The 12,929-nt window shown below is 43.8% G+C and carries 11 protein-coding genes; 6 read left to right on the top strand and 5 right to left on the bottom strand.

Annotated features, from left to right (window positions below; genetic code table 11):
* Positions 1–6 precede the first annotated feature (6 nt).
* On the bottom strand, positions 7–636 hold the full coding sequence (locus ABYU67_RS03540; protein WP_372843633.1) for a CoA transferase subunit B: 630 nt from the start codon (positions 634–636) through the stop codon (positions 7–9).
* A 60-nt stretch (positions 637–696) separates the two neighbouring features.
* The gene (locus tag ABYU67_RS03535) at positions 697–1,410 is read right to left on the bottom strand and encodes a CoA transferase subunit A (protein WP_372843632.1); all 714 of its coding nucleotides are present in this window, start codon (positions 1,408–1,410) and stop codon (positions 697–699) included.
* A gap of 358 nt (positions 1,411–1,768) precedes the next feature.
* Here ABYU67_RS03535 and ABYU67_RS03530 point away from each other — a divergent pair, with 358 nt between their 5' ends.
* Both ABYU67_RS03530 and metG read left to right on the top strand, forming a co-directional pair.
* Positions 1,769–3,184 carry a GntP family permease gene (locus ABYU67_RS03530; protein WP_372843631.1) on the top strand — a complete coding sequence of 472 codons (1,416 nt, stop codon included), beginning with the start codon at positions 1,769–1,771 and terminating at the stop codon, positions 3,182–3,184.
* Between the two features lie 267 nt (positions 3,185–3,451).
* Positions 3,452–5,560, top strand: coding sequence for a methionine--tRNA ligase (gene metG, locus ABYU67_RS03525; RefSeq protein WP_372843693.1), 2,109 nt, complete (start codon positions 3,452–3,454; stop codon positions 5,558–5,560).
* A gap of 109 nt (positions 5,561–5,669) precedes the next feature.
* Here the strand turns inward: metG and ABYU67_RS03520 are convergent, their stop codons facing one another.
* Positions 5,670–6,107: a hypothetical protein gene (locus tag ABYU67_RS03520; RefSeq protein WP_372843630.1), complete on the bottom strand. Its 438-nt coding sequence runs from the start codon at positions 6,105–6,107 to the stop codon at positions 5,670–5,672.
* Positions 6,108–6,529: 422 nt separating this feature from the next.
* Between ABYU67_RS03520 and ABYU67_RS03515 the strand changes: the two genes are divergently transcribed.
* From ABYU67_RS03515 to ABYU67_RS03500, 4 genes are all read left to right on the top strand, one after another.
* Positions 6,530–7,579 carry an ABC transporter substrate-binding protein gene (locus ABYU67_RS03515; protein ID WP_372843629.1) on the top strand — a complete coding sequence of 350 codons (1,050 nt, stop codon included), beginning with the start codon at positions 6,530–6,532 and terminating at the stop codon, positions 7,577–7,579.
* A 139-nt stretch (positions 7,580–7,718) separates the two neighbouring features.
* The gene (locus ABYU67_RS03510) at positions 7,719–8,747 is read left to right on the top strand and encodes an ABC transporter substrate-binding protein (RefSeq protein WP_372843628.1); all 1,029 of its coding nucleotides are present in this window, start codon (positions 7,719–7,721) and stop codon (positions 8,745–8,747) included.
* A 373-nt stretch (positions 8,748–9,120) separates the two neighbouring features.
* Positions 9,121–10,020 (top strand): ABC transporter permease, encoded by a 900-nt coding sequence (locus ABYU67_RS03505; protein ID WP_372843627.1) that lies wholly within the window; start codon positions 9,121–9,123, stop codon positions 10,018–10,020.
* 31 nt (positions 10,021–10,051) lie between these two features.
* Positions 10,052–10,846 (top strand): ABC transporter ATP-binding protein, encoded by a 795-nt coding sequence (locus tag ABYU67_RS03500; protein WP_144296483.1) that lies wholly within the window; start codon positions 10,052–10,054, stop codon positions 10,844–10,846.
* A 76-nt stretch (positions 10,847–10,922) separates the two neighbouring features.
* Here ABYU67_RS03500 and ABYU67_RS03495 read toward each other — a convergent pair whose 3' ends face one another.
* Together ABYU67_RS03495 and ABYU67_RS03490 are read right to left on the bottom strand one after the other, a co-directional pair.
* A complete protein-coding gene (locus ABYU67_RS03495) occupies positions 10,923–11,597 on the bottom strand; it encodes a response regulator transcription factor (RefSeq protein ID WP_372843626.1) in 675 nt (224 codons plus the stop codon).
* 105 nt (positions 11,598–11,702) lie between these two features.
* The coding region (locus ABYU67_RS03490) for a sensor histidine kinase (RefSeq protein WP_372843625.1) at positions 11,703–12,929 on the bottom strand (1,227 nt) is incomplete at its 5' end.

Raw genomic sequence — 12,929 nt, 5'->3', positions numbered from 1 at the left:
GATTCTTTATTGAATAATGGTCACTGGCGTCTTCTGTTGTAACTCATCGAAGCTAACACCATCGGCAAGCTCAACCAGTTTTAGTCCTTTATCAGTCACATCAAGTACTGCAAGCTCGGTGATGATACGATCAACGACCCCTTTACCCGTCAGTGGTAGCTCGCAATTGGCAAGGATTTTTGGCTCGCCGTGTTTGTTAACTTGCTCCATCAACACAATCACGCGCTGCACACCTGCGACTAAATCCATCGCGCCGCCCATACCTTTGACCATCTTTTTGGGAATCATCCAATTCGCCAAATCACCCTGCTCTGAGACTTCCATCGCGCCCAATATCGCAAGGTTAACATGACCGCCACGAATCATGGCGAACGACTCTGAGCTACTAAAATAACTGGCACCCGATTCGGCAGTGACGGTTTGTTTACCGGCATTAATCAAATCTGCATCGACGTTTTCTTCGCTAGGAAACTCGCCAATACCCAATAAGCCATTTTCTGACTGTAGCCAAACGTCGACGTCTTTAGGGATATAGTTTGCAACGAGGGTCGGTAGACCGATACCCAAGTTGACATAATAACCGTCTTGTAGCTCTTGTGCGGCACGCTGTGCCATCTGCTCTCTTGTCCATGCCATGCTAACTTCCTTAATTTTTACGATATTCTAGTATTATTAATTTTTTTACAGCTCCAAGAACTAAGCGCTTTCGACTGCTTTAGTCGTGGTTTTTTCGATACGCTTTTCAGGACTGCTATTCAATACGATACGCTGCACAAAGATACCCGGCAGATGAATCTCATCGGGATTAAAGGTACCTGTTTCTACGATCTCTTCAACTTCAACAATAGTAATCTTACCTGCCATCGCACAGTCTGGATTAAAGTTACGGGCAGTCTTATTAAAAATTAGGTTACCCGCTTTGTCCGCTTTTTGCGCCTTAATTAGGGCGACATCGGCGCGTAATGAATGCTCAAGCACATAGGTGCGACCATCAAAGTCACGGGTTTCTTTGCCCTCAGCGACCTGAGTGCCGACACCCGTTGCGGTATAAAACGCTGGGATACCGGCACCGCCTGAACGCAGTTTTTCTGCAAGTGTGCCTTGCGGGGTCAGCTCAACCTCTAACTCGCCTGCCAAATACTGACGTTCAAACTCTTTATTTTCGCCCACATATGATGAGATCATTTTTTTAATCTGGCGTGTCTGTAACAGTAGCCCCAAGCCAAAGTCATCAATACCAGCATTGTTACTGATACAGGTCAAATCTTTAACACCACTATCCCGTAAGGCCTTGATCAAGGCTTCAGGAATACCGCACAGACCAAAACCACCGATTGCCAGTGTTTGTCCATCAGACACAATACCACTCAGCGCCGCTTCAGCGCTGTCATATACCTTTGATTGACTCATGCTTATCTCCTTGCAGGTCACATTTTTATTATCTACATTGATTCATTATGGATTTTGCTCATATAAGCAAACACCAGATTATTAATTGGTCTTATACTTAAAACAATACATTTTATATCACTATAAAATGTAGAGTAAAGTGGTAATAACTTAACATATAATTGCCCTAGCGACTAGAGAATAATACGAAGCGTATCCAAGCTGACATAGCTTATACGATGTGTGAGAGATCGCTTTCTCCTTTATCTAGAATAATGTTTGATAAAATACGTTGAATAAGGGGTTATGTTTAATTTTATTGACCTATCTCCCTAGTCCCTGCATACTCTCAGGCTTAACTTAGCCAAGGAGGGCGGTCATGTTTAGCACACTTGCTATTATTATTACTTTATTACTCTTGATGTTCTTTGCTTATCGCGGTTATTCGGTACTGATTTTAGCACCGATTATGGCCGCTTTAGCCGTACTGCTTTCAGGTGATTTCTTAAGCAGTATTCCTGCCTATACCGATGTATTTATGGGCGCATTGAGTGGCTTCTTACTCAAATTCTTCCCTATCTTTTTATTGGGCGCATTATTTGGGCGTTTGATGGCAGACTCTGGTGCGGCAACGGCGATTGCCAAAACCGTGGTCGAAAAGCTTGGTGCCAGTAAAGCGATTTTATCCGTTATCTTAGTCTGCGGTATTTTGACTTATGGTGGTGTATCGCTGTTCGTTGTAGCATTTGCCATTTACCCAATCGCTAAAGATTTGTTTAAAGCTGCTGATATTCCTAAGCGTTTGATTCCAGCAGCGATTGCGCTGGGTTCATTTACCTTTACGATGACCGCATTACCGGGCACGCCTGCCATTCAAAACGCCATTCCGATTCCTTATTACAATACCAACGTCTTTGCTGCGCCTATTTTGGGTCTTATTGGCGGTACCATTATGTTTGTTTGTGGTTGGTTGTGGCTACAGTCGCGCGCTAGAAAGGCCAATGCCGCGGGCGAAGGTTATGGCGAGCATGATGAGAGCGATGTAGGCGGCGTTGGTGGAGGCGCAGCAGAGACCAATTTGCTCAGCACCCATCACACCTCATTTACCGTTGCGATGATTCCATTATTTTTGGTTATTGGTTTGAACGCTCTGCTTACGTACGTTGTTTTTCCGTCAATGGACTTTAGTGGTCTTCAAACCCAGTTTCCAGATTTGAATATCGCAGGGTCACTAGGGCTATGGTCAATTATTATCTCATTGGTTGTGGCTTGTATTGTTCTAATCGTTCTTCGTCTCGGACATTGGACCAATCTTCAAAAAACCATCAACCGTGGTACTTATGATTCGATGTTGCCGATTTTTAACACTGCATCGGAAGTCGGTTACGGTGCAGTAATCGCTTCATTGGCAGGCTTTCTACTCATTCGTGACAGCATCTTGAACCTAACACCTGGTAACCCTCTTATATCAGAAGCGGTCGCTATGACCACGCTGGCTGGTATTACGGGTTCATCGTCTGGTGGTTTAAGTATCGCCCTATCGACGCTTGGTGAAGAATATCTAAGAATGGCCGTAGCTGCCGGTATTGATCCAGAGCTGATGCACCGAGTTGCGGTGATGGCAGCAGGCGGTTTGGATACCTTGCCGCACAGCGGGGCAGTCATTACTTTGCTGGCGATTTGCGGTCTAACGCATAAACAGTCTTACTTAAACTTAGCAATGGTCACTATGATTATTCCATTGATTGCGGTCACAGTGGTGATTACTTTAGGCACACTGTTTGGGTCGTTCTAATTGAATCCGTAAAGCCTGTGATAGATTCCATTTAAAAACCCCGTTAAGCTTTTGCTTAGCGGGGTTTTTTATGAGCGTTTTATAAGGTTTCAGTATGTTAGCTTCGATGATACACAGCGATGAATGAATGCCATCTTATAGGCTATATAGCGCTGATTGCCGTATTAATTGATAAGGAATATCACAAATTTAGCCGAATTACGGTATCATAGGCACACTTTTTCAATTTCTATTGATAATCAATCCGTTTATATAAAAATATAGGTGATGCAAGTGCGTGAGATTCTAGTAACCAGTGCCCTGCCCTACGCCAATGGCGACATCCACTTGGGGCATCTTGTAGAGTATATCCAAACTGATATTTGGGTGCGGTCGATGAAGGCGCAAGGTCATAAGGTGACTTATGTTTGCGCAGATGATGCTCATGGTACTGCCATCATGCTTAAAGCTGAAGACAATGGCATCACCCCAGAGCAGCAAATCGCCAATGTACAAGCCGCACATGAAGCGGACTTTGCGAAATTCTTGATCGATTTTGACAATTATCACTCAACCCACTCTGACGAAAACCAAGCCTGCTCTGAGCTGATTTACCGTCGTTTAAGAGATGCCGGTCATATCTCTACCCGTGATGTTGAGCAATTATTTGACCCTGAAAAACAGCTGTTTTTAGCGGATCGTTTCGTCAAAGGCACCTGCCCTGAATGCGCCGCCCCAGAGCAATATGGTGATAACTGTGAAGTCTGCGGTACGACCTATGATGCGACAGAGCTTAAAAATCCGTACTCTACCTTATCAAATGCGACGCCAGTGCTTAAAACTTCTAAGCATTATTTCTTTGATTTGCCAGAGTTTGAGCAGTTTTTAAAAGACTGGACGCGCAGTGACAATCGCTTGCAAGTCTCAGTTGCCAATAAGTTGCAAGAATGGTTTGACGCCGGTTTGACCAGTTGGGATATCTCACGCGATGCGCCTTACTTTGGTTTTCAAATCCCTGATACGCCAAGTGATGAGCCAGACAAATATTTCTATGTATGGCTAGATGCGCCTGTGGGCTACATGGCAAGCTTTAAAAACTTGTGTGAGAAACGTGCTGGTACTGATAAAGCGCTTGATTTTGACCATTACTGGATGCAAGAAAACGAGCATAAAACCGAGGTTTATCACTTTATTGGTAAAGATATCGTTTACTTCCACGCCCTATTTTGGCCAGCCATGCTTGCCGGTAGTGAGTTCCGTACCCCGACTGGGGTCTTTGCTCATGGCTTTTTGATGGTCAATGGCGAAAAAATGAGTAAGTCACGCGGCACCTTTATTAAAGCCGACACTTATGCCCAATACCTGCATCCTGAATATCTGCGCTATTACTTTGCCAGCAAACTGTCTGATAAAGTCGAAGACATTAACCTCGATTTAGAAGACTTTATGCAAAAGGTCAACTCAGACCTCGTGGGTAAAGTGGTCAATATCGCCAGCCGCAGCGCTGGATTCTTGGTTAAAAAATACGACGGTATGTTATCAGAGACCTGCGTTGAATCAGAGTTATTAGAAGACATCACCAAAACTGGCGATGAGATTGCGGCTGCTTATGAGAATCGTGAGTTTTCTCGTGCCATGCGCTTGATTATGCAATGTGCCGACAAAGCCAATGAGTATATCGATAACAAAAAACCTTGGTCACTTGCCAAGCAAGAAGGCACTGAACAAGAAGTTCAAGACGTCTGCTCAGTGGCCATTAATATCTTCCGTCAATTGATGGTTTATCTGGCACCTGTTTTACCTGAGCTAACCGCCAATGCCAAAGAATTCTTAAATATTGAGAGTTTAAGCTTTGCTAGCCGCAATGAGTGGCTACTTGGGCATCAAATCAATAAGTTCAAACCGTTGATGCAGCGCATTGAAGAAAAAGATATCGCAGCGATGGTTGAGGATTCTAAAGCCTCGTTAGGCGTAACGACGGCAGCCGCCGCCACCCAAGATGCGAAAGCAACTACCAAGAATACGAAACCAGCAGCGAAAGACGCTAATGCAAGTGTAGAGCAAGCAGACTATATCGGGATAGAGGACTTTGCCAAGGTCGAGATGAAAGTGGCTCATGTTATCGCTTGCAACCATGTCGATGGCGCGGACAAACTGCTACAGTTCACTCTAGATGTGGGTGAAGCGCAGCCGCGCAATGTCTTTAGCGGTATTCGTAAATTCTATGAGCCTGAGCAATTGCTCGATAAAAAGGTTATTTGCGTGACCAATCTTGCGCCGCGTAAGATGAAGTTTGGCGTATCAGAAGGTATGATTCTCTCTTCAGGCGATCCAAAAACAGGTCTGGTGGTCATTACCTTACCTGATGAAGCCGTCATCGGTGATACGCTTGCTTAAAAACGTTAAATGAATTAAGTCATTTAATTAAATAATAAAAGAATAAAACAAAAAACGGTCTAAATAGACCGTTTTTTATGTTAAAAATAATAGAAAGTAAGCTTGCTGTTTATCTAGTCAAGATATCAATGATCTGCAACGTGTCATTAATCACTGTCACAATTTTATTTTCTGGCGTGCGGATACGAACGTAGCGGTCATCATAACGGTCTAAAATTACCGAACGATCATAAATATCTCTATCAATATTGCCAACTACTCTGTAACCGTATTGATCGAGATCACGCTTGAATGAAGCGTTAGGGCTAGCATTGCGATAAGCGTTGATATTAGGTTTGGCGTTGCTACTATAACCATTTTTAAATTTATATTTTTCTGACTGATGCTGTTTGAGGTGTACTTGTTCATACTTATCTTTAATGACATACGCAGATTTGTCCTTGCTATGGTTATTACCGTGACCATCTTTTGCCATAGCAGGTAAGGAAATCAATGAGATCGCTGTAATGCCAGCGATGGTTAATAACTTAAGATTAGTAGTGTTCATAATATCGTCCTTAAAATATTCATTTGAAAAAGATTAAGTAGATGGTAGAGTCTGTTGAACATTCACTAATGCCAACATGATTCATAATGATATAGATTTCAGACTCACTTTAACTTTTATATAAAAATTAGCTTACGTTCATTATAAAGTGCGTTTGTAATCGCTGAATTGCTAGTTTGTGCGTTTTTTAAGCGAATTTTTGCCAAATAAAGGTGATTTTGCCGAATAAAACAGTTAACAATTGCTTTAATAACACTGGTGACGAATACGCTTTAATTTTTTATTGCGATAAGTTACATTACTGTCATAATATGGATGTAATGATCAATGGATTGATTACTTTGATGTTAGCCCGTTATCTCAGCATTCACATAACATTGACTCGGGTAACCTGCACTTTCTAACCTACGAGCCACTATAAAATGATTTTTGCTACTACTTTACGCTTTAGCCTATTTGGTGCTGCGATGGGCGCCGCACTTGGATTATCAGCCTGCTCCAAACCTGCAGACACTGCGACGACTACCGATGACAGTGCCACCTCTGCGCAAAAACCTGCCAAAACCTTGGCAATCACTCAGATCGTTGAGCATCCCTCATTGGATGATATGCGTCGCGGTATTATTGATGAGCTTGCGGATAATGGTTATGTCGAAGGTCAGAATCTAAAGGTTAACTTTCAAAGTGCGCAAGGCAATACCGCAACCGCCGGACAAATTGCCAAGCAATTCGTCGGTGACAATCCTGATGCTATCGTCGCTATCTCAACCCCGTCAGCACAATCTATCGTCGCTGCAACCACGACCATTCCAATTATATATACCGCTGTCTCAGACCCACTAGGTGCCAAGCTTATTACAGAAGATGGCAAACCCTTTCAAAGCAATTTGACCGGACTATCAAGCCAGCTGCCATTAGAGCCGCAGCTAGATTTGCTACAAAAAATCAAACCTAACCTCAAAACCATTGGCTATGTCTATAGTCCTGGCGAAGCCAACTCTGTATCACTACGTGAGGAGCTCAAAAAAGCCCTACCAGCACGTGGCTTATCATTATTGGATATTCCAGCTAACCGTCCAACCGATATCGGTATGGCAACGCGTAGCCTACAAGGACGCGCCGATATTATTTATACCTCATTTGACAATAATGTTGCTTCAGCGTTTGAGGCTATGGCGCAAGCTGCCAATGAGCTAAAGCTGCCTATCGTTGCCTCTGATGAGTTCAGTGTCCAGCGCGGTGCCACAGCGGCACTTGGGGTCAATGATTATGACTTTGGTCGTACGACAGGTAAGATGGTTTATCGGATTTTAAATGGCGAGGCGGTTAGCAGCGTTAAGCCTGAAGTGATGAATGAATTGACGCTTTATGTGAGCCCTAAACATGCTAAAACCCAAGGCGTTACATTGTCAGATGAGCTGCTCAAAAATGCCATTAATGTCGATGAAAAAGCAAAAGCTGCCAGCAAATAATCGCCGGTAGCTAAGAGTAAATATGCAGTAGATAGCTTATAATTTATAACAAACACTGTTTATGACGGCTGTACGCAAGACCCTTTATTTATCTTTTATATAATGTACGGACACATTATTATTTTCAGGAGTCAGACCCATGTTGTATCAAAATCGTTTTGCCAAAGCTCTTTTATGGGGCGGTGTTTGTACCGCAATTTTGACCGGTTGTAACCAGCCAGCAAAGGATGCTAGCACGGATGGCGCTGCTACTACTGGTAGTGATACCAGCACTGCTATGAAAACGGTGGCTATTACTGCGATCGTTGAGCATCCAGCGCTTGACGATGTGCGTAAAGGTGTGATCGATGAGCTAAACGATGCCGGCTTTAAAGATGGTGAGAACCTAAAAGTTAATTTCCAGAGTGCACAAGGTAATACCGCTACCGCCGGTCAGATTGCCAAGCAATTTGTCGCAGACAACTCAGACGTTATCATCGCTATTGGTACGCCATCAGCGCAGTCGGTCGCTGCGGCAACCAGCAGTATTCCATTGGTGTTTTCAGCAGTGACCGATCCCGTTGAAGCCAAATTGGTTTCAAAGCTTGATGGTTCTGGTACCAACGTCACTGGGGGTTCTGACGCGCTTCCTTATGAGCCACAAATCGAGCTGATGCGCCAGATTATTCCTAGCCTCAAAAACGTCGGTTATGTTTATAGCCCAGGTGAAGTCAATTCAACGATTATCCTCAAAAACCTAAAAGAGAAGCTATCACCACTTGGTATCAAGGTACACGAAGCCCCTGCACAGCGTAGTACTGATATTGCGATGGCAGCACGTAGCCTAGAAGGTAAGGTCGATATGATCTATACCTCAACCGATAATAATGTGGTCTCCGCTTACGAGTCCTTATATCAAGCCGCTAAAGAAAGTAAGATTCCATTAATCGCCTCTGATACCAGCTCAGTTGAGCGCGGTGCCATCGCAGCATTGGGTGTTAACTACTATGATCTAGGTCGTGAAACTGGCAAAATCGTTGTACGTATCTTAAATGGTGAAAAAGCAGGCGCCATTCCTGTTTATACACCAAAGGTTCTTGACTTATATGTCAGTCCAAAACATGCTAAAGAGCAAGGCATCACTTTGCCGCAAGCCGTTATTGATAAAGCAAAAGAAGTGGTAGAATAAATCTTACTCTCTACGCTAAGTAGTGATACTTAGCCTCTACCCTAAATATTGAGTAGAAAGTAGACGATAATGTTGATTGCGCAAGCACTCGTTATCGTCTACATTAGCGTTACCTTGCTATGTATTGGTACGAGTTATTGTGACAAACAAAACCCAGCTATGTGTCAGTAGGCTGGGCTTGTTGTTTAAAGGCTTTCAATAAGCAAAGATTATGATCATTTATGACAGTGATCGGTTGCGCTTTACCCTAACTGCAGATTATACAATCTGTTAAATTCACCGCCTAAGTGTTTGGCTTGCAGATGACGCTATATATATCACTCATCTTCAACTTTCTTTCGCTAAACGCTTGGTTATGACTTACTGATCTCTTATGTCTTTAATTGCTTTTTTTGGTGCGCTTGAAAGTGGTCTGATTTATGGCCTTGTGGCGCTTGGCGTCCTTATCTCATTTCGTACCCTCGACTTTCCTGACTTAACTGCTGACGGTAGCTTTCCGCTGGGTGGCGCTGTCGCTGGTATCTCTATCATCGCGGGTGTCAATCCATGGCTTGCCTGTGCTTTTGGCATGCTAGCTGGGTCCATTGCCGGTATCGTCACTGCTTGGTTACACGTTAAGCTTGGTATTTTGCAGTTGCTTGCTAGTATTTTGGTGATGGTTGCGCTCTATTCTATAAACCTACGGATTATGGGTGCACCAAACTTGCCGTTATTGGGTGAAACGACGGTATTTAGTACCTTGGTCAGTGATGGCAATGGCTATTGGATGCGCTGTCTGATTATTGGTGTGGTCGTGCTGTTCGCCATGTTATTCTTGAATTGGTTTTATAGTACTGAAACCGGTTTATCTATGCGCGCAACAGGCTCAAACCTGCGGATGGCACAAGCGCAAGGCATCAATACCTCGTGGATGACCATCATCGGTATGGCAATCTCTAACGGTTTGATTGCATTAGCAGGTGCGCTTTTTGTGCAGACGCAAGGTGGCGCTGATATCTCAATTGGTATCGGGACGATTGTCATTGGTTTGGCAGCAGTCATCATCGGTGAGACTATCATTCCTGCCAAGCGAATTTGGCTGATTACCTTTGCGGTGGTCGTTGGTGCGGTGCTTTATAAGCTCTTTATTCAGGTGGCTCTATCAAGCAGTACGCTACGTAGTATCGGATTTGGTCCACAAGATTTAAACTTGATTACCGCGCTACTCGTGGTATTGGCCTTGGTCTTACCAAAAGCTAAAAATAAATTTTTAAGTCGTAAAGTTCGGGCTTAATGTCAATGTGCAACCATAAGGAATTATAATTATGATGCAAGCTACAGATTTGCGGTTGACCTTTAATCCTGGAACGCCAATTGAAAACCCTGCCCTACGCGGTATCAATTTAAATATCGCCGATGGTGAATTTGTCACCGTCATCGGTACCAATGGCGCGGGCAAATCGACCTTTTTAAATGCCGTCAGTGGCACCACGCGCGTCGATAGCGGTTCAATCTTGTTAAATGGTATTGATGTCACCAAAAAAACCGCGCACCAACGCGCGCATTGGGTCGCTCGCGTATTCCAAGACCCGATGGCAGGAACTTGTGAGGCGCTAACCATCGAAGAAAACATGGCGCTTGCCTATAAGCGCGGCGGCAAACGTGGTTTGAACTTTGCCCTTAATCAGAATAACCGTGACTTATTTCGCGAGAAATTATCGGTTTTAAAATTGGGTTTAGAGAATCGTTTAACCGACCGTATGGGCCTGTTATCCGGTGGCCAACGCCAAGCCGTGAGCTTACTGATGGCGTCATTGCAACCGTCTAAGATTCTACTGCTTGATGAGCATACGGCGGCCCTTGACCCTAAAACTGCGGCGTTTGTTTTAGAGTTGACTGATAAAATCGTTACCGACAATCAGCTGACAACGATGATGGTCACGCACTCGATGCAGCAGGCCTTAGCCCATGGCACGCGTACTGTGATGCTTCATCAAGGGCAAGTAGTATTAGATGTATCTGGTGATATCCGTAAAGGCATGAACGTGCATGATTTACTGGATATGTTTGAGCAAACCCGCGGTGAAAAGGTCGAAGATGATAGTTTGATATTAAGCTAACTCATTTCGCAAAATATTTTGAATTTAAAAATAAAACGCCTTCTCTTTAGGCGTTTTTTTATGGCTGTTTTAGTTTTTAAGAATCAAGCATGACCAATTTTTGAATCAATTCACTGACATGCTGCGCTTGCATTTTCTTCATCACCTGTGAGCGATGTACCTCTACCGTACGTACCGATATGTCTAGATGATCGGCGATATTTTTATTCAGATTACCTTGCATCAGCTCATGAGCGACCTGCTTTTCTTTCTCAGTCAGCTGCGCATAGAGCTTTTTTATACTATAAAGCTCAGCTCGTTTGATTGTTAATACTTGGGCGCGTGCAAGCGCTTCTTGGAGACGGTGACTATTAATCGGTTTCTCTAAATAATCAGCGGCGCCTTGTTTGAGCATATTAACAGCATCAGCAATCTCACCTTGACCAGTTAATGCAATAAGCGCTATCGGGCTATCGTGTTGATTAAGGTGCGCTTGTAGTGCTTGACCGCTCATGGCTGGCATCATTAAATCACTGACGATCACCGCGGGATAATAGATATCAACTTGCTGCAAAAAAGTCAGGGCACTTGACCACACTTGGGTCGGCAATCCTAAGCTGCTAATTAAAAAATTACAGGAATGACGCACGCTTTCTTCATCGTCGATGATATGAATCAGTAGAGGTTCGCTAACGCTAGCAGCTGAACCATTACCAGCTGTTTGAGAATTTAAGTATTTTAAGTCCTTATTGAGATGATGCTGAGCATTCATACGCAACCTTATGACTAAATGAATTTGCAAGATTTATAAGCGCTTGGTTATTCATAGCTCTCTTATGCTTACGTTCACTTTTGCTTACTGTCTCTTTTAATCGCTTTATTTCTCAGCATTATCAGCCAAATGTAGCGGCAGATAAAAAGACACTTGCGCACCTACCCTGTTTGCTAATGGATGAGTGTTTTCCGTTTTTATCAAGCGCACTTTACCATTTAAGTGACGCTTAAAGCATTGCTGATAACCACCTAACGCTTGTATAGTATTAAGCTCATTCTGCACTTCAATATTGCTCAGCTGCATCATACCGCCAAGTGACTTGCACAAGCGCTGACATATCATCAGACCCAAACCTAAACCATTGGCTTTAGTTGATTTGGTGGCGTAATGATTGGGTAGACGCTGCTGTGATTTACTCTCGACTAGCTGCTTATTACCAGCTAACGGTTTATGGTCAAGCAACTGCGCCTCATCAAAACCGCCTGCATCATCGGTCATATGCAATACTAGATATGATTTGCCATTATAATCTTCTGCCTGATAACGTAACATTATCTGCGTCGCCCCTTGCTGCTCGGCGTTTACCATACTGTTCATCAATAACTGGTCAAGAACTAGGTTTGGCAACTGCAACGATGGATAGTCGCTCGTTAGCCAAAAACTCATGGCTGAAGCCTTCTCACCGAGCAGCAATATACACTGCTCATAGGTAGTGGCGATATCCACCCTCACTTCATCCGGCTGTGAGCGCCCTGCCCAGCGCCGAATATTACTGATAACAGCCGCGACCCGCTCGGTTTCATTGACAATTTGCTGCAATGCACTTTCTGTCGCTTGTTTATCTGCCACTTGTTTGTCAGTGGCTTGTTTATCAGTTAGCGACTTTTCTAGCACATTCAAACGATTTACCGAGTTTTTATCCAGACTCGTACTTTCTTGACCGCCTTGACTAATTTGATTGCTTTGACTGCGAATCAGTAATCCTTGAGCATAATTTTGAATGGTCGCCAGCGGCTGATTGATTTCATGGGCGATGGAACCACTCATCTCACCGATGACAGCGAAGCGTTCTGATTGATGTAGCTGCTGGTCATAATCACGAATCAATCGATTTTGCAGGGTTATTTTTTGCCGCCGTCGCCATGCCAGCCAACTCATCCACGCATAATTTACTGTTGATATCAAAATAATTAAAACAATAACCGCCATCCACAATCGATGCGCCTTTACCCATTCAACCATATGCGCGCCCAGCTGCTTTTGGGCGGGATGACGGTTCATATCATAGAGGATACGCTCAGCATTACTACTCGATTCGGGTGGTAGCCA

The sequence above is a fragment of the Psychrobacter sp. genome (genome assembly GCF_041554015.1).
Classification (GTDB): domain Bacteria; phylum Pseudomonadota; class Gammaproteobacteria; order Pseudomonadales; family Moraxellaceae; genus Psychrobacter.
This window is presented reverse-complemented; position numbering and strand designations above follow the sequence as displayed.

Bases quoted from the DNA above. Each gene is read 5' to 3' on its own strand.
- ABYU67_RS03540 (WP_372843633.1), bottom strand. From the start codon at position 636: ATGGCATGGACAAGAGAGCAGATGGCACAGCGTGCCGCACAAGAGCTA.
- ABYU67_RS03535 (WP_372843632.1), bottom strand. From the start codon at position 1,410: ATGAGTCAATCAAAGGTATATGACAGCGCTGAAGCGGCGCTGAGTGGT.
- ABYU67_RS03530 (WP_372843631.1), top strand. From the start codon at position 1,769: ATGTTTAGCACACTTGCTATTATTATTACTTTATTACTCTTGATGTTC.
- metG (WP_372843693.1), top strand. From the start codon at position 3,452: ATGCAAGTGCGTGAGATTCTAGTAACCAGTGCCCTGCCCTACGCCAAT.
- ABYU67_RS03520 (WP_372843630.1), bottom strand. From the start codon at position 6,107: ATGAACACTACTAATCTTAAGTTATTAACCATCGCTGGCATTACAGCG.
- ABYU67_RS03515 (WP_372843629.1), top strand. From the start codon at position 6,530: ATGATTTTTGCTACTACTTTACGCTTTAGCCTATTTGGTGCTGCGATG.
- ABYU67_RS03510 (WP_372843628.1), top strand. From the start codon at position 7,719: ATGTTGTATCAAAATCGTTTTGCCAAAGCTCTTTTATGGGGCGGTGTT.
- ABYU67_RS03505 (WP_372843627.1), top strand. From the start codon at position 9,121: ATGTCTTTAATTGCTTTTTTTGGTGCGCTTGAAAGTGGTCTGATTTAT.
- ABYU67_RS03500 (WP_144296483.1), top strand. From the start codon at position 10,052: ATGATGCAAGCTACAGATTTGCGGTTGACCTTTAATCCTGGAACGCCA.
- ABYU67_RS03495 (WP_372843626.1), bottom strand. From the start codon at position 11,597: ATGAATGCTCAGCATCATCTCAATAAGGACTTAAAATACTTAAATTCT.